General features: G+C 40.9%; 22 protein-coding genes. 10 read left to right on the top strand and 12 right to left on the bottom strand.

Annotation, left to right across the window (positions count from 1 at the left end):
- Window positions 1–3: 3 nt before the first annotated feature.
- Complete coding sequence (locus tag SNE_RS08545) at window positions 4–534, bottom strand: hypothetical protein (protein WP_013944005.1); 531 nt, start codon at window positions 532–534, stop codon at window positions 4–6.
- Window positions 535–760: 226 nt separating this feature from the next.
- Here SNE_RS08545 and SNE_RS08540 point away from each other — a divergent pair, with 226 nt between their 5' ends.
- From SNE_RS08540 to SNE_RS08530, 3 genes are all read left to right on the top strand, one after another.
- On the top strand, window positions 761–1,897 hold the full coding sequence (locus SNE_RS08540; protein WP_013944004.1) for a DUF5071 domain-containing protein: 1,137 nt from the start codon (window positions 761–763) through the stop codon (window positions 1,895–1,897).
- 430 nt (window positions 1,898–2,327) lie between these two features.
- Complete coding sequence (locus tag SNE_RS08535) at window positions 2,328–2,744, top strand: hypothetical protein (protein ID WP_013944003.1); 417 nt, start codon at window positions 2,328–2,330, stop codon at window positions 2,742–2,744.
- Between the two features lie 59 nt (window positions 2,745–2,803).
- Window positions 2,804–3,244 carry a hypothetical protein gene (locus tag SNE_RS08530; protein WP_148258996.1) on the top strand — a complete coding sequence of 147 codons (441 nt, stop codon included), beginning with the start codon at window positions 2,804–2,806 and terminating at the stop codon, window positions 3,242–3,244.
- Between the two features lie 164 nt (window positions 3,245–3,408).
- On the opposite strand, the gene SNE_RS08525 is transcribed toward SNE_RS08530, so the two are convergent.
- From SNE_RS08525 to SNE_RS08515, 3 genes are all read right to left on the bottom strand, one after another.
- Window positions 3,409–4,359 carry a hypothetical protein gene (locus SNE_RS08525; protein ID WP_013944001.1) on the bottom strand — a complete coding sequence of 317 codons (951 nt, stop codon included), beginning with the start codon at window positions 4,357–4,359 and terminating at the stop codon, window positions 3,409–3,411.
- 478 nt (window positions 4,360–4,837) lie between these two features.
- A complete protein-coding gene (locus SNE_RS08520; protein WP_013944000.1) occupies window positions 4,838–5,899 on the bottom strand; it encodes a ribonucleotide-diphosphate reductase subunit beta in 1,062 nt (353 codons plus the stop codon).
- A gap of 12 nt (window positions 5,900–5,911) precedes the next feature.
- Window positions 5,912–9,163, bottom strand: coding sequence for a ribonucleoside-diphosphate reductase subunit alpha (locus tag SNE_RS08515; protein ID WP_013943999.1), 3,252 nt, complete (start codon window positions 9,161–9,163; stop codon window positions 5,912–5,914).
- Between the two features lie 343 nt (window positions 9,164–9,506).
- Between SNE_RS08515 and SNE_RS08510 the strand changes: the two genes are divergently transcribed.
- Window positions 9,507–10,346, top strand: a complete 840-nt coding sequence (locus tag SNE_RS08510; protein WP_013943997.1) for a CDP-alcohol phosphatidyltransferase family protein — start codon at window positions 9,507–9,509, stop codon at window positions 10,344–10,346.
- Here the strand turns inward: SNE_RS08510 and SNE_RS08505 are convergent.
- Entirely contained in the window at window positions 10,343–11,137 is a 795-nt protein-coding gene (locus SNE_RS08505; protein WP_041418978.1) for a tetratricopeptide repeat protein, read from the bottom strand. The two genes, SNE_RS08510 and SNE_RS08505, sit on opposite strands and share 4 nt — an antisense overlap.
- Window positions 11,138–11,167: 30 nt before the next feature.
- Here SNE_RS08505 and rmuC point away from each other — a divergent pair, with 30 nt between their 5' ends.
- Window positions 11,168–12,496: a DNA recombination protein RmuC gene (gene rmuC / locus SNE_RS08500; RefSeq protein WP_158307232.1), complete on the top strand. Its 1,329-nt coding sequence runs from the start codon at window positions 11,168–11,170 to the stop codon at window positions 12,494–12,496.
- A 32-nt stretch (window positions 12,497–12,528) separates the two neighbouring features.
- Window positions 12,529–12,735 (top strand): hypothetical protein, encoded by a 207-nt coding sequence (locus SNE_RS08495; RefSeq protein ID WP_013943994.1) that lies wholly within the window; start codon window positions 12,529–12,531, stop codon window positions 12,733–12,735.
- A gap of 97 nt (window positions 12,736–12,832) precedes the next feature.
- Here the strand turns inward: SNE_RS08495 and SNE_RS08490 are convergent, their stop codons facing one another.
- The 5 genes from SNE_RS08490 to SNE_RS08470 all read right to left on the bottom strand — a co-directional run bounded on the left by SNE_RS08490 (window position 12,833) and on the right by SNE_RS08470 (window position 16,927).
- Window positions 12,833–13,066 (bottom strand): sodium:solute symporter family transporter, encoded by a 234-nt coding sequence (locus SNE_RS08490; protein WP_013943993.1) that lies wholly within the window; start codon window positions 13,064–13,066, stop codon window positions 12,833–12,835.
- 72 nt (window positions 13,067–13,138) lie between these two features.
- Window positions 13,139–13,936, bottom strand: coding sequence for a hypothetical protein (locus SNE_RS08485; protein WP_013943992.1), 798 nt, complete (start codon window positions 13,934–13,936; stop codon window positions 13,139–13,141).
- Between the two features lie 143 nt (window positions 13,937–14,079).
- A complete protein-coding gene (locus SNE_RS08480; protein ID WP_013943991.1) occupies window positions 14,080–14,898 on the bottom strand; it encodes a ferritin-like domain-containing protein in 819 nt (272 codons plus the stop codon).
- 10 nt (window positions 14,899–14,908) lie between these two features.
- The gene (locus SNE_RS08475; protein WP_013943990.1) at window positions 14,909–16,066 is read right to left on the bottom strand and encodes an SH3 domain-containing protein; all 1,158 of its coding nucleotides are present in this window, start codon (window positions 16,064–16,066) and stop codon (window positions 14,909–14,911) included.
- A gap of 132 nt (window positions 16,067–16,198) precedes the next feature.
- On the bottom strand, window positions 16,199–16,927 hold the full coding sequence (locus SNE_RS08470) for a hypothetical protein (protein WP_013943989.1): 729 nt from the start codon (window positions 16,925–16,927) through the stop codon (window positions 16,199–16,201).
- Window positions 16,928–17,555: 628 nt separating this feature from the next.
- Between SNE_RS08470 and SNE_RS08465 the strand changes: the two genes are divergently transcribed.
- The 3 genes from SNE_RS08465 (at window position 17,556) to SNE_RS08450 (ending at window position 20,271) form a co-directional block, all read left to right on the top strand.
- Window positions 17,556–18,860, top strand: a complete 1,305-nt coding sequence (locus tag SNE_RS08465) for a PhoH family protein (protein ID WP_013943988.1) — start codon at window positions 17,556–17,558, stop codon at window positions 18,858–18,860.
- A 73-nt stretch (window positions 18,861–18,933) separates the two neighbouring features.
- A complete protein-coding gene (locus SNE_RS08460; RefSeq protein ID WP_013943987.1) occupies window positions 18,934–19,698 on the top strand; it encodes a MerR family transcriptional regulator in 765 nt (254 codons plus the stop codon).
- Between the two features lie 273 nt (window positions 19,699–19,971).
- A complete protein-coding gene (locus SNE_RS08450; protein ID WP_041418976.1) occupies window positions 19,972–20,271 on the top strand; it encodes a hypothetical protein in 300 nt (99 codons plus the stop codon).
- Here SNE_RS08450 and SNE_RS08445 read toward each other — a convergent pair.
- Window positions 20,231–21,433, bottom strand: a complete 1,203-nt coding sequence (locus tag SNE_RS08445; protein ID WP_013943985.1) for a mechanosensitive ion channel family protein — start codon at window positions 21,431–21,433, stop codon at window positions 20,231–20,233. The genes SNE_RS08450 and SNE_RS08445 overlap by 41 nt on opposite strands.
- A gap of 240 nt (window positions 21,434–21,673) precedes the next feature.
- On the opposite strand from SNE_RS08445, the gene SNE_RS08440 reads away from it, so the two are divergent.
- Window positions 21,674–22,045 (top strand): hypothetical protein, encoded by a 372-nt coding sequence (locus tag SNE_RS08440; protein WP_013943984.1) that lies wholly within the window; start codon window positions 21,674–21,676, stop codon window positions 22,043–22,045.
- On the opposite strand, the gene SNE_RS08435 is transcribed toward SNE_RS08440, so the two are convergent.
- Window positions 22,042–23,766 carry a hypothetical protein gene (locus SNE_RS08435; protein WP_013943983.1) on the bottom strand — a complete coding sequence of 575 codons (1,725 nt, stop codon included), beginning with the start codon at window positions 23,764–23,766 and terminating at the stop codon, window positions 22,042–22,044. The genes SNE_RS08440 and SNE_RS08435 overlap by 4 nt on opposite strands.
- Window positions 23,767–23,899 lie beyond the last annotated feature (133 nt).

Raw genomic sequence — 23,899 nt, 5'->3', positions numbered from 1 at the left:
AGGTTATTGATGTACAAAACCAACCGAAACATCACTTCCAATTTCATCATGGCAATAGTACAAGGGGCTTTCACTTAAGGAAAGTTCAGGACATGTCACGATAGAAGTAGTAGTGCGTTTTTGATTTGTTTGACGGACGATTCCCTCATCATCGAGCTTACTTTTAAAACGGATGGACGAGATCACCTGAACTTCAATTTTTCCAGGCTCATCTAGATTGCTTGCTTTGATTAAAACTTCTATATGCTCGAGTGACTTTTCATCTTGATAAACCATGTAGTTTTCTACAGGAAGGCAAATGATTTTGCATTGCCAGCCATTTGTTACTTTACCAAAACTAAATTGATCTTCAAAACAGAGCCCCTCAGCGCATAGAAGATTGACCAAAATTTCTCCTGGGTTTCTGTAACCATTTAAGTAGTGAATTTCGATCAGGTCTTTATTTTCGTCATAGATATATGCTTTTTCCGATCCCTGCACAGTTTGAGTGATAGAGAAAATCCCTAAGCAAAGGGCAATGAGTAGTTTTTTCATGTTTCGCAACCCTATTTTAAGTAGTGAGCAGTGTACCATCCTATTGAAAAGACTATTTTTTAGGAAAGAGAACTTCTTAATTGTTTTCCATGAGCGGTGTTTGTACTGATTTTATAGTTAGAAAAATGCATATCCTTTATATTAATTCCACAGAGAATAAATGATTCTCATTGCAGCTGGTTATCCAATACAAGTTTGCGTACATCCTTATCTTTAAAGAACCTCTATGGAAAATGATTTATTAGAAAACATAATTTTACAACAAGACAACTTATCCGAAGATCAGATCCAACTCATTCTTACTAATTATTATAGAGACGATAGAGTTTCTGGACTAATTGAGAAGTTAGGCTATGAGAAACTAAAAAATCATATTCCTCGACTCATTGAACTTTCTCAAAACTATGGTGTTGCTTCAAGAAATGCTATCAAAGTGCTACAAGATGGTGGCAAAGATGTTCTACCTTTTATCCAAAGGGCTGTTAGGGCCTCAAAATGGGATACATGGGGTTGGTTTTGGTTTCTATGTGCGCTTCTAGATGGGTGTAGTCATGAGTTAGCCGAAGGTTTAAAGTCTCATATATTAGATGGATGTTCAAGAGTTGCTCAAAGTGATGATGTGATTGAAACTTTAGCAATGCTATCTAAGAATCAAGTTCTAACAGAGCAGGAGCTTCTCTCATATTTTCAATCACTTCAACCCTGCTTTGTTATCAATTTGTCTCCATTAGATTTAGTCCAACTAGTGGAATTAAAGGTTGTAATAGGAGGGATGGACTGGCTTTTTGAGAATATTCCGATAGATATTCAAAATAAAATCAATTGCTTAACTCATTTTCAGCTGAAGGAGTTAACTTCAAAGAAGTACATTAAAAATACTCAAGCCGGCTTTTTAATATTGCACCTTGGGTTTGCGAAACTAAAGAACTATACTGCTAATCTATTAGAGTTTTTACAAGATATAAATTGGCCTGCAGCAGGATTTGCTGCAAGTGTGTTAGAAGAAGGAGGGCCTGAGGTTGTTCCCTTAATAAAAGAGGTGTTTATCTCCTGGTCAAGTGATTCGACATGGTGTTACTGGATCATGACAAATGTTGTTGCCCAATGGAATCAAGATGTTATTTATGAATTAAAAGCTGAGATACTCAATTTAGTGCGTGAAGAGTTGCGAAATGACTGCGAAGAATGCGCTATTGAGTACTTGATGATTCTCTATGAAAATGAGGTAGCTATTAAAGTTCGAGAAGAACTTCTTCCTTATTTCAAATCAATTATTTCAGAGTTAAAAATTGATAGAACTGAACATGATCTTCTTCAAGCATTGGAACAAGAAATTTGGAGAAAAAAGTCTGATCGCTATTGAGCAGCCTATTGATTTAAATTATTATAACCCAAGTTGCCCTATTTTAAAGTAACCGTGGGTTCGGAGCAAGCTATGTGCAAAACCGCTTGGATCAATCTATACTAGATGAAAGGGTGGAGGATTTGATGAGAAGGAGAGAAGATCGATCTCATGTTTAGTTTCAGAACACTTATTATCAGTAGTTTAAAAAACAATCTCATCGGTCTCATTTCTAAGCAAATAAGAGCTAGATGTTTGTATTTCTTTTTAAAAATAAGTTTAAAATTAATTAATAATTGATTAATATAATATTTATAAGCTAGGTGTATTGGGATATACGAAAAGAACTTTTGTTTGGATACTCCATTTAGACAAAATTGGTTCTTTTAGGCGCTCATGCACGCCTTTATTTCCAGTTTTGTTAAACATAAAAAGAAATAGAGGTTTCAATATGTCTAGCATTCAAAGAGTTGTCGTTGATACACAACCCTCAAATCAAGTTGAACTTTCTTCAGAAAAATCCTTCAATGCTGATCTGAGAGAGTTAAAATCTTATTTAGATTCGATCCATAACAATCCAGATCTTCTTCATAGTGATAAGTTTCAAAACAGCATATATTCATTCATGCAGAAGTTTGCAAATGATTTCAATCAACTGCCTCAAAACGAAAGGAAGAGCTCCGAGATGAAAACTTTGATTGGAGATTTGGCTCAATATGGTTTAGTCGATGGAAATACAGATGGTATCTCTGTCTCTCCTTATCAGAGTCAATTTTCAAATGCCCTTGATGGCCTTGTGATGCCAGGACAAAAAAAAGTCATTCGAACAATCTTAGATCCTGCAATTCTCGCCGCAATGAGAAAGTGATCATCTTGTAACGTTTTATTCAGCGTATCTAAATTAATTTTTAACTAAAATGAGGTTTTATGATGTCAACTGTTTCTCTTCCCAGCACCAATTATGTTTCTATGACTCCACATGCGCAAGATTTTACTCCAGAAGATCAATTTGATAACGACTTGCAAGAACTACAGACAATGTTAAATAATTTTAGTGACCAGCAATGGGATGTATCTGATCCTAATGTACAAGACGTTGCACACTCTTTTATGCAGCAGTTTGCGAAGGATTTCAATCAATTGCCTGAAAACGAAAGGAAAAGCCCTCAAATGGATATCTTGATCCGTGGATTAAATAAAGCGGGATTAATTGAAGGCGACACAAGTGGAATTCAAGTAACAAGCTATTCTTATTTTACTAGCGCTCTAGAAAAGCTTGTCTCTTCATCTGGAAGCTCTTCAGATTATATTAAACGTTATATTGAGCCCTCGATCAAAGATGCAGAAACGGCTTTAAAAACCAACTAACAACCTATTTCTGCTGAGGCTATATTAGGGTAGTTTATATAAAAGACTTTCTCTTTTTAGAGGGAATGAGGCGAATTAAATGGACTGCTCTCAACAAATGTCTCAGCAGATTAAATTTAGCTGTCTAAATGTTAATTGAAAGATCCTGTATCCTTTCAGAGTTGCTACGTCGATCTTCTATGAACATTTGCATTTGGAAGGGGATTTGTCATCACGAATAGATTTGCTGTTAGCCCTTGACCTAATGGATGTCTCTGTCCAAACGCTTCTTCTGTTCTAGTTGGATAGGGTGCATTTTCAAGAATTTCGACGCTTTCGAAAAGAGTTTTCAGATACTTTGTTTTTTCGGTAAGCTGAATTTTTTTTCTTGGTTCGGCGAGGCTTGGATACAGGAATTCATCAGATGGGATATAAAAATGAGGGCGTCGCAGATTTTCTAAGCGTTTAGCTTTGTTCTCGTCATCTTTTGCACTGTAGCAAACAGTAGGTAGCTCAGTAATCAGAGTCGAATTAGGATTTGGGTGAAGAAGCGGTTTTAATATGTCCCAATTATCAAGGAATTTTAGTGTGCTGAAGTCTACAATGACAGTATCAAATAAACCATGGAGTGGTGAAAAATCGTGTTTTGAATTGAAGTCCATTTGTAGGTGTAGCCGACCTTCAGCAGGGGGAACAATTGAGCGTGGTTGTTCATCTAATGAAACATAAACCGTATTTTTCTCGTCTTGAGGAAGAGGTTCCGCGTCATGCCTTCCAATCACAAGGATTACTTTTTTTCCTTCCTCTCGAGTTTGATTTATTTTTTCGATGACTGCGACGTTGAGAGGATCTGAAAGCTTTTCTGAAGGGGGTTTTGGCTCGTAATTCTCTGCAATGAGAGCAAAATCTTCTTCTTCCTGCTTTTCTTCTACTTTTTCTTTTTCGATTGAAGGCTGACTTGGTATGACTCTAGACCAGCTAAAGTTATCGTAAACGCTTTTTGCTGCAAAAAACGCAAGTGCGATACCGCATACAATATTAGACAGCGTATTGTTATCTGCAATAACAGGATCAAAGGAATTTGTAGTGTTGAAAAAGCTAGTAAAGCAAGAATTAATTATTTCTATACCGCTCATAGATCTCCCCTTTTTATAAAAAATTATAATATAAATTAAATTTTTTATCAACTAATATTTAAATTTATAAGTAATTGTTTTTTAACTATTTAAATATATATTTAATCATAAGCATCTGTTTATAAGAAGTTTGTGAATGTAACTTTTTTAGTTTTGATATAATATTTTTGAAAGAGACGGGAATATACTCATGACTCTTGAAGCTTAGAGAATTTGACAAGAAGGCTCATCAACATTTTCATTCGGAACGAGTGACCATTAATGAAGAGGCAAGGCATTAGCGAGAATGAAAATGTTGAATTAAAGCTGATGCCATCAAATCTCCAAGTTTCAAGTCGAACGAGTATATACTCAAGAAAATTGAAAAATTGACCGCGAGAATTCTAGTCGGCCTGAATTTGCCTCTCAACTTTTGATGACTCGAAGAGGTCATTCCATTTAGATGAATTAAGCGGCAGTAAGAGCTGCCGCTTTTAGTTTACCAGCTGAGTGATGCTGAAGATTGGTACTCAGTGACTCGGGTTTCGAAGAAGTTCTTCTCTTTCCCAAGGTCAATTGTTTCGCTCATCCAAGGGAATGGATTGCGCGATTTGTATTGTGGTTGAAGACCGATGCGCTCTAAGCGGCGGTCTGCAATGTACTGTGCATACTCACGGAACATAGGGGCTGTGAGTCCTAGGATTCCTTGAGGGAGACAGTCTTGCGCATATTGCACTTCGAGTTCGACAGCTTCTTTGATTTTGTCTGTGATGTACTTTTGGAACTGAGGACTCCAAAGACCGGGGTTTTCTTCTTTGATTCCATTGATTAGATCAATTCCAAAGTTGAGGTGGACCGTTTCATCACGCAAGATGTACTGAAACTGCTCACCAATTCCAACCATTTTGTTTTGGCGGTGGAGAGAAAGGATCATTGCGAAGCCACTGTAGAAGAAAATACCTTCCATGATGATGTAGTAACCAATCAGGTTCTCGAGGAATTTTTGCGCTCCGGCTTGTGTCGAAGTGGTGTAGGATTCATCGAGAAGGTCTTCGGTTAGCTTCATCTCAAAGGCATCTTTGGCGTGGATCGAGTTGATCTCGTTGTACATGTTGAAGACCCTTCCTTCGTCGAGATTGAGAGACTCGACAATGTAGTGGAAAGTATGCGTGTGAATCGCTTCTTCAAAGGCTTGTCTAAGGAGGTACTGGCGACACTCAGGGTTTGTCACAAACTTGTAGATTGAGAGGACGATGTTATTCGCAACGAGACTTTCAGCGGTGCTGAAAAAGCCGAGGTTGCGCATGATCACGAGCCGCTCTGCTTCACTTAAGTTTTTGGATTTCCATAGTTCGATGTCTTTTGCCATGGGGACTTCGGTGGGCATCCAGTGATTGGCACAGCCATTGAGGTAGTGTTCCCATGCCCACTTGTACTTCAGGGGCATGAGTTGATTGACGTCAACTGTGGTGCAGTTGATCAATCGTTTCTCATTGGCTTTGGCGCGTTTTGCTTCGCCGTCTTTGATTTCTGGTTCAGGAAGGGTTGCTTTATTATGCATGGGAGTCTCCTATTATTGACAACTTTCACAGCCTTCTTCGAGGTTGCACACAGGCACCTCTTTTGGTGTCGTTTCTTCTCTTTGTACTTGAATGCGTGCTGAGGGCGATTCGTTTTTCATCCAACGAGGTTGAAGCCCCCGTTTGTTGATGTCGAGTGTGGACTTTTCAATTTGGGTTGCGCCAGTTGTACGCAAATAGTAATTGGTTTTGAGTCCTTTTCTCCAAGAGAGCATGTACATGTTGTGGAGTTTTTTTCCACTGGGCTCTGCAAGGTAAAGGTTAAGAGATTGCGCTTGGTCGATCCATTTTTGACGGCGGCTGCCACACTCAATGATCCACTCCGGGTCGATCTCAAACGCAGTTAAGAATTGTTTTTTAAGTTCTTCTGGAAGGCGCTCGATTTCTTGAACCGATCCATCGAAGTATTTGAGGTCATCGATCATCTCGTCATCCCACATCTTGAGCTTTTTGAGCTTAGCAACAAGGTAGGGATTTGAAATAGTGAACTCACCTGAAAGGTTCGACTTGGCGTAGAGGTTTTTATAAATGGGTTCGTTCGACGGGTTCACCCCAGTGATGTTGGCAATAGTTGCCGTTGGGGCAATGGCCATACAGTTACTATTACGCATACCGTGTTTTTGAATTGACTCTCGGACTTTGCGCCAATCAAGTGAAGTGGAGCGGTCCATTTCAACCTTTTCACCCCGTTCTTTCTCGAGAAGATCGATGGTGTCAATTGGCAGTAGACCGCGTTCCCACTTTGAACCTTTATAACTTGGGTAAGGGTTCCGTTCTTTTGCGAGCTCACTTGAAGCGAGGATGGAGTAATAAGAAATCATCTCCATGCTCTTGTCAGCAAATTCAACAGCTTCGTGGCTTGCGTAGCTTAAGCCAAGGATGTTGAGCGCATCTTGAAAACCCATGAAACCAAGTCCAACCGCGCGATGCGTGGTGTTGGCTCTTTTGGTTTCTGGAATGGGGTAAAAATTGATGTCGATCACGTTATCAAGCATACGCATGGCTGTTTGCACTGTACGCGCAAGTTTTTTCTCGTCGAGTCCTTTTTCAGTAACATGTTCAACGAGGTTGACAGAACCTAGGTTACAAACAGCTGTTTCTTCACGTGAGTTATTGAGTGTGATTTCTGTGCAGAGATTAGAGCTATGAACGACACCAACATGGTCTTGAGGTGAGCGGATATTGCAAGGATCTTTGAAGGTGATCCAAGGGTGCCCTGTTTCAAAGAGCATGCTGAGCATTTTGCGCCACAGCTGGAGCGCTTCGACTTTTTTATAAAGGCGGATCTTGCCACTTTCTGCCATTTTTTCATATGTAGTGTACCGTTTTTCAAATGCAGCCCCGTAGAGATCATGCAAGTCTGGTACTTCGTCGGGACTAAAAAGTGTCCAGTGGCCGTTTTCTTTAACGCGCTTCATGAAAAGATCGGGAATCCAGTTGGCAGTATTAGTATCGTGTGTACGACGTCTTTCATCTCCCGTGTTTTTGCGGAGTTCGAGAAAGTCTTCGATGTCGATGTGCCATGTTTCTAAGTAAGAGCAAAGAGCTCCTTTTCTCTTTCCACCTTGATTGACGGCAACAGCAGTGTCATTGGCAACTTTAAGAAAGGGGATAATCCCTTGGCTTTGTCCATTTGTTCCTTTGATAAGGGCCCCTGTGCCTCGGACATTTGTCCAATCATTCCCGAGTCCGCCAGCCCATTTGGAAAGTTGAGCGTCATCGGAGATGGTTTTAAAGATGTGTTCCAAGTCATCCATAACAGTAGAGATGTAACAAGAACTGAGTTGAGAATGGGTGGTTCCCGAGTTGAAGAGTGTCGGTGTGGCAGAAAGGTAGTGGAATTGAGAAAGGACGTTGTAGAACTCAATCGTGTATTTGGTTTTTTCTTTTTCTTTGAGAGCAAGCCCCATTGCGACACGCATCCAGAAGATTTGAGGCGTTTCAATGCGACGTCCATTATCATGGATAAAATAGCGGTCATAGAGGGTTTGCATCCCAAGATATTTAAATTTGTCGTCTCTTTCGAGTTTCATTGCTTTAGCAAGCGTCTCTAGATCGAACTCTTTAAGTTTAGGGTCGAGTCTCTCAATTTTAATGCCGTGCTCGATATATTCTTTGAAGTACTGGTGGTGTTTTTCTTCGAGTTTGGGGTCTGTTGCTTCGATGCCGAGGGTTTCACGATAAATCACGTCAAGAAGTAGACGGGAAGCAATGGTTGAGTAAGCAGGATCTTTTTCAATTTTTGCTTTAGCAGCCATGATCAGAGCTTGGTCGACTTCTTTTTCTTTGATCCCTTCGTAGAAATTTAAAATGGTACTTTCAAGGAGTTCTTCTGGAGGTGCGATTTCTTCATAGTCTTGGCAAGCGTGGTCGATTTTTTCAAGCAGTTCAGTTTCAGTCACAGTGTGAGTTTCACCTTTTGCGTTGAGGAAATGGAATGAGCGTTCGTCTTTTTTCGCTTGGCGTCGTTTCTTTTTCTTCAGAGGGGATTCAGCTGTTGCAGGAGTTTGTTGTCCTTTGTCGGCGCGGTAAAGGATATAATCTTTAGCAGCTTGGAAGTAGCCAGCTGCCATGAGCTGTTCTTCTACAAGATTTTGAATATGATGAATGTGGAGCTCAACCCCATCGTTTGCAAGGGCAACAGCGCCAGCAACGACTTGCTGTGTCAAAACGTTGACAGTCTCGATGATGTCATCAGGAGTGCTTGCTTCAATTTTATTGACGCGGCGGAAAATTTTTTCGATAGATGCAGCAATTTTGATTGGGTTGAAGCGGACAGATGCTTCACTATCCTTACGGTGAATTTTTAAACGGCGAGGATCACCTTCACGTATAGCTTTATGGTGGTCGCGGTAAATAATGTAGTCGCGGGCGACATCGTGCTGTCCGTTTTTCATAAGAGTAACTTCGACAAGATCTTGAATCCCTTCAACGGTTAGAGAAACATTTTTTGTCGCAAGCTCGAGAGTTTGTTTCACAATCTGATTCGACACCTCTTCGATCATTTCTTGAATGTCGGGAGAGAGAGGGGTCTCTTTTCCAATTTTTTTCGTGTCACGGAATGCCGCTTCAATTGCTCGCGTGATCCGTTCTTGTCTAAAAGGAACAATGGTTCCGTTTCGCTTCACAACGGTGCACATATTTTCTGCAGCTTTCACATTGTCTTGAAGAACACCTTTGGAAACCGATTTGAGCAGATTTGAGGAACCTTGTGTGTCGGAATCAGACGTGTTAGATTTTACCATATTACAAACTCGCTTTAGAATTTTTTGATCATAAAAACTTCATTTTCAAAACAAAAAACAGATTAATTCTGAATTTTTGTTATTTTGCCCTTCTACTACATCTTGTACTGGAGATAACTGTTAACCCACTATATATTGTAGTCGCTTTCCAAAAGTCTACAGAAAAATCTCACAAAACACAAAAAAAAAATTCGGAAAAATTCAACTCGAAGGAAACGAAGCGATTAGCGACTGATGTTATAAAAAAAGGGTAAAGAGAAATCAGAAATAAGGGAAAAATTTTTGCAATTTCAAACATATTTCAAATCTGATATGCTGATTTTTTTGTGTTAGTTGAAATGAAATGAGACAGATTTACCTTATCCCAAACATCATTACAGCTTTTGGACTTTCGTGCGGACTTTTCGTTGTATTTAAGGTTAATCTTTCCATGCCAGGAGCGGGTGCATATGAACTTCTATACTCGTCTGCATTACTCCTTTTACTTGCAGCTTTTGCCGATCTTTTAGATGGAGCTGTTGCGCGAATCATTCATGCAGAAAGTGAATTTGGGGTGATGTTTGATTCACTTGCCGATACCATTTCATTTGGTGTAGCACCATCTGTTCTCTTTTTAAAAAGTCTCAGTTTAGAACATGCGTCGGGGCTTTCTTTTTTTGCTGTTGTGGGTGCCATGCTCTATACAATCTGTGGAGTGCTTCGCCTTGTTCGGTTCAATGTTCGTGCGCAAGAAGTCAAAAGTGATAAGATTGCAATGCTTGCCTACAAGAAAAACTTTACAGGTCTTCCCATTCCAGCAGCAGCAGCGGGCGCTGTTTCGGTGAATCTTTTCATCAATTCGATCTTTTTTAAAGAATGGTTTACTGAAATGCCTCACATGACGAAGACCATTGTCTTGACATGTATCATGATCGTCATTGGTTATCTCATGATTTGTAAATGGAAGTTTCCCAGCTTAAAAACATTGCGGGTGCGGGTTCCTTCCTTTCATCTCATTCTCTTTACTGTTATCTTAGCCATCTTTATCTTATACGGAATTTTTTACTATCTTCCCATTGTCTTAGTCATAGGATCGGTTGGTTATATTGTGACAGGGTGTGTTCTCCGCATAGCCCGACTCATTGCTGGTAAAAAATCCAAGACCCTGGCCGACTTCGAGCCTGAATCAGATGAGAAGGACTAATCACCTGAGTTTTGTGATGAGCAAGATAAGGTCTTGAGACGTTCAACATCGACTTTCATTTGCAATTGCTCAGCTAGAGGAAGAGCTTGCTCAATCAAGCGAAGTGCTTCTACTTGGTTTCCTTCTAAAAGGTGCAGCTGAGCCGCTACATAAAGTAAATGGACAGTTGTTTTTGGCTCGAGTGTTTGCTCTAATAAAGGAAGGAGGATTTTCCATGCCTGCTTATTTTGACCAAGAAGCAAATAGACTTTGGCTAAGCGGATTTGAGTCCGATAGGCATCATCTGAATGTGATTCAAAAAGAGCGAGGGCATTTTTGTAGTAAGTCAGTGCTTGATGTGGGTTGCCATTGGGATCATCTGCCCAGGCGGCACCAGCATTAAAGAAGACTTTCGCTTTTAGGCAAGGATCGATTTCTTCTGTTAGAAGCTTTAAAGCTTCTTGGATGGTCGATTGAGCGATTGGAAATTGCTTTTGGCCTCTGTAGTAGGCAGAAAGAAGATAAAGGCTTCGAATCAGATAGGGTTGAGAGTCGTGATCAAGGGCAAGCGATTGGCAAGCAAGGGTGTGTTTTTTCATGGCTTCATAGTCGCCAAGGTAAAAGTAGCTGCTAGCTAAGCGGGCGTGTATTTGAGCGGCTTCTTTAGGAAGAAGGTCTTCTTCCAAAGCTTTTTCTCCTACCCTGCAAAGCTCTTCCCAATTCTCAACTTTCAGTTGATCGAACCGGTCAAAGAACTCATGTGCTTGGATGAATATTGTCCAAAAAAGAAAGAGAGAGATGATCCATTTCATGGGTGGCATTTTAACAAAGATTGGGTTTTAATGAGTATAGATATAGGTGATCTCATGGAAATTGCTCTAATTCTCATATCCTTATTGGCTATCTTTTTGTTTTTTCGCGGGGAAAGATATCGCGATAAGGCAAAAAAACTCCTATTGTTAGAAAGGGAAAATAAAGAGCTTCAAGAAGAAATTGTTCAGCTTAAAGTCGAACGAGGTGAGCAGCAAGTGGTGCTCGAGCAGCAAAAGCTACTGACAGAAGAAAAGCTCTTTATGGTCAAAGAAAGTCAAGAAAAATTGACCCAAGCTTTTCGCGCCTTATCAGCAGAAGCACTCGAAAAGAGCAACAAATCGTTTCTTGATCTGGCAAAAGAAACGCTGTCAAAATTTCAAGAAAAAGCAAAAGGGGATCTTGAAAAGAAACAACAGACATTTGAAGAGCTTGTGAAACCAGTGAAAGAGTCTCTCACACGGCTCGATCAAGGGATGCGCAATATGGAAAAAGAGCGCAAAGGAGATCAAGAAAGTTTAAAAACTCAAATGAATGCGATGTTGCAAGCGGAAAAAGAGCTTCGCTCTGAAACGTCGACTCTTGTGCGGGCACTCCGCACCCCCATCGTGCGTGGGCGATGGGGAGAGATGCAACTTAAGCGAGTTGTTGAACTTGCAGGGATGGTGAATCATTGCGACTTTTATGAGCAAGAATCGGTGGAAGGAGGGACCATTCGCCCTGATCTCATCGTGAGGTTGCCAGGACATAAACAAGTCATTGTCGATGCAAAAACTCCTTGTGAAGCTTTTTTAGATGCCATGCAAGCAGAAGATCAGGGAATTAAAGAACAAAAGCTCAAAGTTCACGCGCGTCATGTGCGGCAACATGTTCAAGCGCTTGGTAAAAAATCATATTGGCAAAGCTTTCAACCGACGCCTGAATTTGTAGTTTTGTTCATCCCTTCCGATCATTTCTTTAGCTCGGCGTTAGAGTACGACCCTACATTAATAGAAATTGGAGTGGAACAAGGGGTGATCATTGCAACGCCCACCACGTTAATTGGGCTTTTACGAGCCATTGCTTATGGTTGGAAGCAGGAAAAGTTATCTCAACATGCCGAAGAAGTGAGTCATTTAGGACATGAGCTGTATAAACGGATTGTCGATATGAGTAGCCACTGGACAAAAGTCGGCAGAGGTCTTTCAAATGCAGTGGAAGCATACAACAAAGCTGTTGGGTCTCTTGAAACACGCGTTCTTGTTTCTGCGCGTAAGTTTAAAGAGATGGGAGCCGCTGCAAATGCTATCGAACTTGATGAACTACCTGTCATCGACCGCGTGCCACGGGAAATTCAAGCTGCCGAAATGAAAGAGCCTTGACATAAGACGATCGCAGATCTAAGCTCGGATTTATGAGTAAAGCTGTCATGGGTCTTTTCGTTTTCTTTGCCTGCATTTTCGTGGTGACATTCACTGCGCTCAAACTTGCTGAAGTTAAGCTTTACGAGCCGAGCGGATTTAATATTCACGATAAACCGGTGACCTGCACCGATTGTGGGAAATATATGTGGTCAGGACCTCACATCCACTCCTGCGCCGAGAGTGTCGACGAAGAGTGACTGTTTTTTGAAAGTCAACTGAGAGACAGCCCAATTCAGAAAAAGGCTCGCAATAAATGCTGGGAAGAGAGGGTGTAGTGAGATAGGAAGGAGAGGATCAACGAGTGGCCATATAGCAGCCAAACATTCCTCCAAGAAAAATCAATGCTGGATACCCCATGAAAAGCCAATTACTCATGTCACTTGCGTGGGCCGCAAGCGCTGTCAGCCAATAATTTAACGAGCGATTGCCCATGAGAAAACCCTCTGATGAGGTGTGCCGGCGAGTCGAAAAGACTCCAACCCCCAGAGCCAAACAGAAATAAAGGATCATTGCAGAAATCTGTAACATCGGTTCTCAAGATAAAGCGCCAGTTAAAACTGGCGCTTATCATAGAGAATTTCTCAATAAAGGAAAAGACCTTTATCCAACCCACTTTGTTTTAAGATCCGATACAAATGTGGTTGTTTCATTCCAGGTAGGGAGATAGTCCCAAGTGTGAGACTTAGCTGTAACACCCCAAGATAAAAGAGTGTCAGTACTTGGTACTCCACCTGCTGCAAAATAGACAGAAGCCACCCCAACTATGATAGACACTGTTAGGACTGTACGTGCTGTTGTTGCAAAAGGGAATTTGATAACGTTCCATACAATGGTGAAAGGGAGTTTGAGAAGCCAGAGTTTATTTGCTTTTTTAGCAGGCGCAGATTCTGGAGCTTGAAAATTGATCAAGACGTGGCATTTACCTGCAAGGCTTTCTTTACTAGTTTTTAGTGTGCTTGTGTGAAGTTCGCTACCTACTCTGATTGTGCGGAAATGATTTCCTACTTGAAGCCCAACTATCACACCATCAACTTCATATCCTGCTTCTGAATCTAGGAAGCCAAAGTTTCTATTATCGATTTCATTATTCACTTCAAAAATTGGCACAATGTCTTTTTTTGCGAGATAACCTGAAACAGAGGTTTGCTCACCCATCTCTGTCGCAATTTTAGTGACAACACCTTTAAATTTGTTTGCTGCATCATCTTCGCCCTGGTAGTGAACAACCGCTTTGAAAATCGTCTCAAATGCTGGATGTAGTGCGTCGTATTTTTTTGCGTCTACTAGATTGTCATGCTGACGTCCATGCATTAGATTGACAAAGCTATTCATATGTGGCGTTGCTGCATCAAGAGGTAATGCTTGTTTCACAGATTCCAACTGTAATTTCATTGCCATAACTCGCTCTCCTTTGTGTAAAGTGGAATTTAAAATAAATGAAGAACATTAAGATTTCTTAAAAAAAAGAGCAAGAAAAAGTGAAAAAATTTATCAACTTATCAGGAGGTAATGTAAAAAAAGTTTTTTAATTAAAAAAAATATTACAAGTTTTTAAGCTTGTTAATCCAATCTTGGGAGATGCCTGCTTGTAGACGATGATTTTCATGTAACATGAAACCACGTGCTCTTTTAGGTGTGAGCAAAGGACTGAGGGCATTTTGCCATGCATTCCAATTAGTGATGCCCTGTTCTTTCATCCGTTTTAGCCAACCCCAACCAAAGGCAACATGTGCAATTTCATCTTTTAAGATGCGAGCCATGAGTTTGGCAGCCTGAGGATCACCACTTCGTTCAAAAGAGTGACCATACATTGGGGCAAAATCGAGGTTTGCCATTTCGAAAGTCAAGCTCATTACCGATACATAGGAGAGAGGAGTCGTGAGATAGGGGGTATGACACCAAAAGTGGCGGTAGAGAGGGAGGTCTCCAAAACGGACTCCAAGGCGATTAAGTTCTTTGATGTATAGACGAACATGTTCTTGCTCTTCTTTCAAAGTATTGGCGATGCCCCTTCGAAATGAGCTAGGAGCTTGAGGAAAGCGAAGAAGGGCATAGGCCATAATTTCGACGGCAAGCAATTCGTGGCCGGCAAAACGGTGCAAACAAACTGCACGCTTATCGCTCTTTTCATGTTCGTGGAAGGGGGGGAGTTTTTCTTCTTTGGAGCGTCTACGAAATCCCATCCCGACAGGGCGAGCAGGTTCGTTCCATATCATCGGAAGGCCAGGATGGTGATCGGTTAAATGCTCGGGAGTGAAGAGTTTTTCTTCAAGTGTATCAGCACTTAAAATCCGAATGGCCCAGTCTCGCAATTCAATTGAATCAAGGGACTGAGCCATTTCATCAGATGGAGGATTCATCAATCTTCACTTACTCTGCATCTAAAACGTAGTATGCAGGGAAAGCGAAGTTGTTATTTTCACGAGGAGAAACAATCAAATTGACACGTTTCCCAACAAGGTCTTCCAGGTTGACGTGCGTACTGTAAACATAGCCTACAGGAACATCTCGTTCTTTGAGGATGTAATCACCTGGACGTGATTTGATAGGATCTTTGTATGCTTCTAAGATTCCAGAAATGGTTTGACCTTTGAGCTTTTGATCTTGGTAAAAGTCATCCATGGTTTTGGCATGATGCATCGCTGACCAAGAAAGGTAAAGAGCTTCCTCAACAGGTTCCCAGATTTTCATCCGGTCTGTGGGAGAGACATACTCGTGTGTTGACTTATTTGCGATTTCGTAAATTTCGTGCTTCCCACTTCCATGATCGAGTTTTGAAGCTTTGGCTTCAAGGTACGCGATCTTACGGTGAAGATAGTCTTCTTGAAATTGCGCGAGTGCCTTGGTTGATTGATCAACATAAGTAGAGAAATCGGCATAGTCGTTGATGATCGTTTGAAGATTATGAACAATCCGATCTGAATCAATTTCATTAAACGGTTTGAGCATCTCTTTTTGTGTGAGGAGCTCTGTTGCTTCGAAAAGTTGTTTGACAGCGTCTTTTCGTTTGTCATGTACTACTTTCATCTCAGGCTTACCTGCGTATTCGATGTATTCTTTTGAAACATAAAMGCAGGTTGCAGCAGGAACGTTAATTTCGAGCCATTTGGGATGATTATCACAAATTTTTCCAGCGATTTTGTCACCTGTGCTGTGATGTCCAACGATGGGAGCATCCCGATCCGGTGCAAGGCGTACATTGACACGGTCTCCTTCGACAACATCGTCAATTACAAAACCGCGAAAGATGTAAGCTTTCATTTCAGAAGGAGGTTCAACCGCGTAAAACTCTCCTTTTTCTGCGGTGACAACGACATAGTCATCTTTCAAAAGTTCCGAAACGATATGGCTATCGAGATCGGGAGATGTGCGCATGCGGACGTTATTGCCAAGGACTTTTCCAGTAAACGATTTAAAAGATGAACCGGAGCGTGCTGAAGTTGCTTTGGCTTCGGTCTGCTCTGCTTGCAAGCTAGAAACGCTTACAAATGCAAGCACTGCTAATGCGTATGCAAAAGGTTTGAACATGTTCGTTAATCCTCCTATAGAAAACCTAAATGCTCATTCTAGGAGGTTAGAATTTAAAAAACCAGAGGAAAAAAAAGACTTCGCATAGCGCGAAGCCTTTAACAAAAAAAATATAATCTAGCTTTTTGGATTTTAGCTATTCAAAACTGTTCGGATGTGTTCGCAATTTTCCTTTCCACAAGTACATCCAACAGGATTGCCGAGAAACACTTGGTAGTGTTCGTTTTGATCAATTGGATTGGTGACTTCGTAAATCTCTTCACTCTTTTGCTCGATATCCCAATCACGGAATTTCAAGTCTTCTTCCGAGACTTCTTCACCTTCCTCTTCTTCGAGATCCAAACTTCCAGCTTGGATGGCTCGTGCAATTTGGCAATAAGTGCAATTGCAATGAGGTTCTGCTTTTGGAATACTCATTTGTTCGAGATCCATTCCTAAAGCTTTGGAAATGCCTGCAATTTTTTGTAGAATTTCTGGAGGAAGATCAGGTGCATTTGCCTGCTCTGAATTGTGGTGCAAAAGGGCTCCAAAATTGTCTAAGGCATTTCCATCTCCTCCCAGTTGGAAGGGGATGCCAATTGAAAATGGCATGTCACCTGTTTGCTGTGTTGGCTCATACTGTTTGAGCGATTCAGTTTGTGTCTCCTGAGATTCTTGTTCAAGGAAGTTTCCATGCGCAGCAAAGACCTGCTCGACTAGCGCTGGTTCGAGATTAGGAATCTCGATGGTCGACCCATTATGCAAGACGATAACCAGAGTAGGTTCTCCTCTTATCTCCTTCATGTGCAACGTGTTAATGTTTTTCCATGAAGTGGAAATATAAGGGGGGAGACTCAAAATTTTATGATTGATTTTCTTCATAACTGCCTCATAAGGATGAGCTTTCTTAGCCTCATTATAACGATTCTTATACTGAAAGTCAAGTTTGTGTTAGCACTCGCGACCTAAGATTGCTGAAATTAATCATAATTAGCTAATTACAAACATGTTAATGTTTAATCATTTTTAACAGGTTTGGACTCTGAGTGCAACTCTTTTTGCGCAAAAAAAAATTTTAATTCAAAACAGTCGTTTTGGTTGAACCAAATAATTTATCGAATATAAAGGGAAGAAAGATTAACATCCGCACTCGTGGTCTTGCCCATGAAACCTGAACTCTGGGTTTATACTCAAACAACTTCAAAAATTGGTTTTGGGCAACGTGAAAGCTTTCGGAATTCGTCGATCTTAAGTAACCCAATATTAGGAATATGAGGTCACTTAAGATCGGCAAATTACGGTGCTTTGGCGCAGCCGAAAATCCAATTTTTGAAGTTGTTTGAGTATATATTCAAACACTTAAATCAACAAAGGAGTGAATCGCTTAAATACCCTCAGGCCCATCTAAATAAACCAAGAGGAAGTCTAAAATCTCCATTTGAAACGTTTATTCAGATAGGTTCTAATGTGCAACCTAAAAACTCGATAATGATTAAAAAGGAGAGCGCTCATGGCACGCAAAACGTTTGTTTTAGACACCAACGTTTTTCTACATGATCCGGAAGCGATTTTAAAATTCGAAGACAGTGACATTGTGATGCCACTTGTCGTTTTAGAAGAGCTCGATAAACTAAAAAAGTTTACAGATGAGCTCGGTAAAAATGCCAGACATATCATCCGCTTTATTGGTTCCCTTAAGGGAGATATCTTCAAAGGTATTCCTATAGAAAATGGAAGCAGTTTCTCTATTTTCATAGAAGGCAAAGCGCAAGACCGTCATGGTTTTCCGTTGCAGCTCGAGTCAAATAAACACAGAATTCTCTTTGCCGCCTATTGCCTCAAAGCTGAGGGAAGAGAGGTTGTTGTGATGATTTCCAAGGATTTTGTCTTGAGGATTAAGGCTGAATCAATTGGAATTCAAGCGCAAGATTATGAAAGCCTTAAAGAGTCGTACGACAATCTTTATCGGGGTTTTCGAAAAAAAGAAGTGGATAAGAGACAAGTTGATGAGCTGATGACCCGTGGATATCTCGAGCTTCCTGGGGAAGAGTTTTTCCCTAATGAATTTTGCCGATTTACGGCAGGTGATCAAGCAAGCGCTATGGGAAAGTATAATGAAAAGAAGAGCCGCGTCGAACTCCTGCCCCCTCAACAAGAAGACATTTGGGGAATCCGTCCGTTAAATGATGAGCAGCAGTGTGCGATGGATCTTCTTCTCAATGATGAGATCAAATTGGTCACCCTGATAGGTCAGGCTGGAACAGGAAAAACCCTTATGGCTTTAACTGCTGGACTGCGCAAAGTGTTTGATGAAGGTGTTTACTCTCGCATCCTTGTAAGTCGTCCGATCATGCCGCTTGGAAAGGACATCGGCTACTTACCCGGGACAAAAGAGGAGAAGATTTACCACTGGATGCAACCAATTTACGATAACCTTGAATATGTTTGTGAGTCCATCTCGGGAACAGAAAATACAACTGAGACAAAGCAGTGGATCATGGAGAGCGAAAAAATCGAGATGGAGGCGGTGACCTTCATCCGCGGGCGCTCACTTGCCCATACTTATATCATTATTGATGAGGCGCAGAACCTCACTCCGCATGAAGTGAAGACCATCATTTCACGTGCCGGAAAAGGGACGAAGGTTATTTTAACGGGAGATCCGACTCAAATTGATAACCCTTATCTGGATAAAGACTCGAATGCTCTGACCTATGTTGTTGGAAAGTTCAAGCCTTACGGGATATATGGACAGGTTTTCTTTGAAAAGACGGAGCGTTCAGAGCTTGCTGCCCTCGCCGCAAAAGTTTTATAAAAAGAGGGTTGACCCTCACCCTACGTGATAGTTTACACTAGAGTCACTTGAATTTAAGCAGTGGAGAAATCAAGTGGCTTACACCGTTAAAAAGCTTTCAGAACTTTCTGGGGTGAGTGTGCGGACTCTACACCATTATGACGAAATCAATTTGCTCAAGCCGGCATATTTTGGAGCAAATGGATATCGTTTCTATGAAGAAGAAGAGTTGCTTTTGCTTCAGCAAATTTTATTCTTTCGAAAGCTTAAGATGTCGCTTAAAGACATTCGAAAAGTCTTGAATCAAAGCGATTTCAATCAAAAAGCTGCCTTGCTTTCTCATCGCAAGATCTTACTAAAAGAAATGACGCGTCTCCAAGAATTGGTGTGCACCATAGACAAAACACTTAAACACCACAAAGGAGAAATACAAATGGAACACGAAGAAATATTCGATGGTTTCCTCGATAAAGAAAAAATGAGTCGGTGGGAAGCGTTCATGCTTAAGCGCTTAGGAAATCCGTATAAAAAAGTCCTTGAGGAAAGTAAAAAAAGGGCAGAGGAATTGACTCAAGATGACTGGCTCGAACACTTTAAGGAAACGAATGAAATCAACAAAGCTCTTGTAAAAGCAATGGAGGAAAAGCTTTCTCCTGATTCCCAAGAGGTCCAAGAGATCATTCGCAGGCATTATGAGCTCACTCTTCGCCTCTATACACCTACGAAGGAGATTTATGTTGGAACAGCGGAAATCATGCTCGAACAACAATTTGCTAGGGAGGCCTACAAGAAATGGCATCCTGATTTAGGCAATTTTCTTGCAAAAGGAATCATAGCTTTTGCAGAGAGCAATCTTTAATTGAACTGGGGCAAGGAAAGTTCTTTGCCCTCTTTAAGAATCATACTGAAATAACTTATACTCAGACAACTTCAAAAATTGGTTTTGAAGAGCGCGAAAGCTTTCGGAATTCGTCGATTTTAAGTGGCCTAATATTAGGAATATGAGGTCACTTAAAATCGGCAAATTACGGTGCTTTGGCTCAACCGAAAATCCAATTTTTGAAGTTGTTTGAGTAATGAGCTCATTCTCTAATTTATTTTTCATAAATGGCATTCATGTTAAGAGGGGGGTATGAAGAAGAAACAGATTTTATTACTCAGTGGCCTTGTGGCTTTGCTTGTGGGATTTGGGCTCATTCTATATGGAGCGTATGGATCTTATAAGATGGCCGAGGCAAGACAGGACATCGATTCGAAGACAAGCTTTGTTCCAGATAATCCTATTAAGGATATGGTGAAAGGAGATCTCAATAAGCGGGTCGATGAGTACCGCCTTCCTGTTGCTCTTCTCTACATCGGAGGAGTAGTGTGCATTATTGCGGGAGGCGTTCTTATTTATCAGGGACGGAAGCCGACGAAGAGGTCTCGCTAATGACACGTAGCTCATCGAGGAGACTGTGGATTTCTCTTGGGGGATAAGGAATCTTAATATGGTGAGCTTTAAATGCATGACTAGCCTGCAAAATGATATGGCTGCGGATGTCGCTCATTCCATTTTCTGGATCAGCAATCCAAAAACGTAGCAGTAATTCAACTGCATTTTCTGTAATGGTGCGAAAACGAATGGTGGGTTTGTAGCTAGAGAGGACTCGAGGAGCTTTGGCTGCAATATCGATCAGGAGCTTTTCAACGAGTTCTAAATCCGAATGATACGAAACTTTGAAAGGAATTTCAATCCGAACGTTGGGGTCAGAGTAAGACCAATTTTCGAGTTTGTTCGAGACGATTTCTTGGTTTGGAATGAGATGTTCTTTTCCTTCACGAGTTCGGATAGAGACATAACGGGCATGAAGCTTATTCACAACTCCATAAATCTTTCCATCTTGGATGCTAATCACATCTCCTGGCTTGATCGAACGATCCATTAGAAGGATGAAGCCACAGAAGAAATTCGAGAGGATGTTTTGCAGCCCAAATGCGATTCCCACACCGATCGCCCCGGCAAAAAAGGTCAAAGCAGAAAGATCAATTCCTAAAAGAGAAAATCCAATGTAGATCGATAAGGTGATCAGCATGGTTTTGAAGAGCTTAGAGAAAATGAGCCGCATAGAGGGGTGGAGATGTTTTTGTTTTTTAAGGCGGCTTTCGATGGTGTTGGAAAGGGTGATTGCACTCCAGATAAAGAAGCTGGAGGCAATTAAGGCTTTTGTTAAGGCTAAAAGAGAGAGCGAATTAGGACCGATTTTGATTACTATTTGGCGGAGAACGTCGAGACCTGGTTGTAATAGTCCCATTGCATGGAATAGAGAAAGTGTGCAAACAGTTGCAATCGCAAAAATTTTGGGGAGGGGCTTTTTGAATAAGCAGCTGATAATGAGCGAACTAGTTAAAACGAGTCCTATTTGCAAAATGTGTGTATGAAGGTGAAAGTAAACTGTTAGGATAAAGTAGGCAAACATTTGCAGGGCCCCTGCCGAGAGATAAAAAACAGTACGGTTTTGCAGCTTGAATTGGTGCCTTGTAAGAAAGGTAAAAAAAAGCCCTCCTAAGAGGGAAGCTGTTAAAGCAATAAATTGAATTACAGTGTGAGTCATGGGAAGCCATTGTTTATCTTGCCTTATTATAAACCTTTGCCTTTTAGAAAGAAAAGAAAATTTATTTTGAGGTTATTTTTGTTATACAAATTTTTCGAAATTATAATAATATAGTAGTTAGGTAGTGTTATCAAAAGATCGTTTGTATTTTACCCGAGTCGAAAAAACGAACGATCTTTTAGTAACACGATATTCAAACAACTTTTGAAGTTATTTGAGTATCATTTGAAGGGGGTATCTATGATTGGTAAAAAATTTCGGTTAGATCAATTAGAAAAGCGGGGAAACAAGTTCCTCTATAAAGGGCATTTGTGGACTCCAAACATGCCTATAAAATCAACGCGAAAAAATAAAAAAATGATGGTGATGGCGACGAAAATGGTGCGTGGCGTCCGCTATGGAAAAATCATTCACTTTGGTGAGTGTGGGTATGGCCATAACTACAGCAAACAGGCAAAAGTTAATTTTTTGAAAAGAACTGCATATATTCGTGACAAGTACGGGCGTCTCACGAAAAATGACAGATGGAGTGCAAACTACTGGTCGCGGAAAGTTTTGTGGCCTAAAGATAAACCATGTAATGGTCCGAAAATTACAAGGCGGGCAGCTTAGTTAGTCTTGCTTTTTTGAGGTCCGGCTCCAATGAGCCAACCGTAAGTATAGTAAGCGATGGGTTGGAGTGTATAATTGAGTGCGCCCAATGCAGACCAAACAAACCAGGACTGTTCAGAGTCTTTCTCTTTAAACTCTTCAAACCTCGCTTGCTCTTGTTTAATCAATTCGATCCTTTGTCGGATCTGCTCAATCGTTTCGACTTCCACAAAATAACTCTTAAGGGAAATGTACCAAGAAGAGGTGTTTTCAAGTTCTGTGAGTTTGTACACCAGCCTATCAAGGTCTTCTTGGGAGTAGCTTTGGACGAATTGGAATGAGCGTTTGTCTGTTTCGAAGTCGAAATTTCCAAACCGGAAGAAAGGAGCTGTGTGGTGAAGCATGGTATCTGAAATTCCAGAGTCAGACTTCACGATGAGATAACTCCGTTGAATGAAATAGGAATTTGTGCCTTTAAGGTTCGCGTTACCAGTCCAGGTAATGATGTCATTTTGGTGATAAGAAAATGAAAACCGAAGGATCGGTTTTTTTTCCTGATCAGCGATTTGATTGAGCCGTTTTTGCCAAAGTTCAATCGTTGGGGTGTCGAGTTTGGGTGAGCAAAAAGCAAAGAGTTTAATTTCTTGAAAGAGAGAAGCTCTTTCATCTTTAACGAGCTCTACAAGGGTACGCTGGCAGTCAGCTGCACCTAGAGAATGTCCGATGAGTTCAAGTCTCGGATTTGCGGTGTTTTTGGCGTAATTTTCTAAGATTTGGACAATTTGAGGAGCGCATGTTTCAAAAACTTGCTTTCCGACACCTTTGGGGTCTAAATCTCGGTGTTTACTTGCTCCTCCATCGGTTCCGCGAAAGGTAAACAGTGCAGGGAGGCCTGCATCTTTATTTCGAGGAGTTAGAAAATATCCGTGGAGTCCACTCAAGTGCACTTGAGCTTCTAACTGGTAGTAATCGACTTGTCCGGTGTTTTCATTAAAGACAGGTATGATCATTCCTTTTTGAGTTGAAAAGGTGTCGCCATAAGAAATAAATTTTGCGAGAAGTTCCCGATGTGACAAGTAAAATTCAGGACGGGATCGGTCTCCTTCTTTCATGAGTTTTTTAATGGCGTAATCATAGTAAGTGTAAGAGAGACTTCTTCGTTTGTGAATCCCTGCTTCTTCAAGTTCAAATCCAAGAGGAAATTCATGGTTAGGGTCAATGAATTGGAGCGGATTGCGAAAGAGTTCAACAAGATGGTTTATCCAAAAATTGGGAAGCTGTGCGGCTGTTTGTGACCACCACATACGAAGAGAAGGAATTTGAGCGTATTTTAAGATTTCAGTTTTGAGGGTTCCTGATTTCAACTCAGCAAAGTAGTTTTCAAGGTCATCGAAAGTAAGAACGTGACCAATTCCCCCGAGAAGTTGAAGGCACTGGGCTTTTTCGAGTCGGTTGGGTAAGGTAGAATGTTGGTCGAGTTTCATGACGCGATCGACAAGTGCTTCCCCAAAATAAAGACTTAAGAGGTGGGTAAATCTTTTTTTCGGCCCCCCTTTTGTAAGAAAAAGTTTGAGTTGATGGTCAAGAGAAGGAATTTTGTCGTAATTATCACTTGTCGGGAGGGGATACGCTTCATAAGGAGCCGGATAGATGTCTTCTTGAGCCTCTTTTGAATCGAGGCTTGCAATTGTTACCCCTAGGGCAAAATCTACACCTTCTGTAACGCCTGAAACTTCCGACATTGTTCACTCATTTTTCTTTGAATTTCGTCAGAAATTATATAAGAGAGGTTGATTTATTTCGAGTCTTCGTTGGGGTTGAGAAAGGAAAAACTGGGTTTTTTGAGATTATTTGAGTATATAATCGATTTGGTTT

This window comes from Simkania negevensis Z (assembly GCF_000237205.1).
GTDB lineage: Bacteria > Chlamydiota > Chlamydiia > Chlamydiales > Simkaniaceae > Simkania > Simkania negevensis.
The sequence above is the reverse complement of the archived record's forward strand: the minus strand, read 5'-3'. Positions and strand labels throughout refer to the sequence as shown.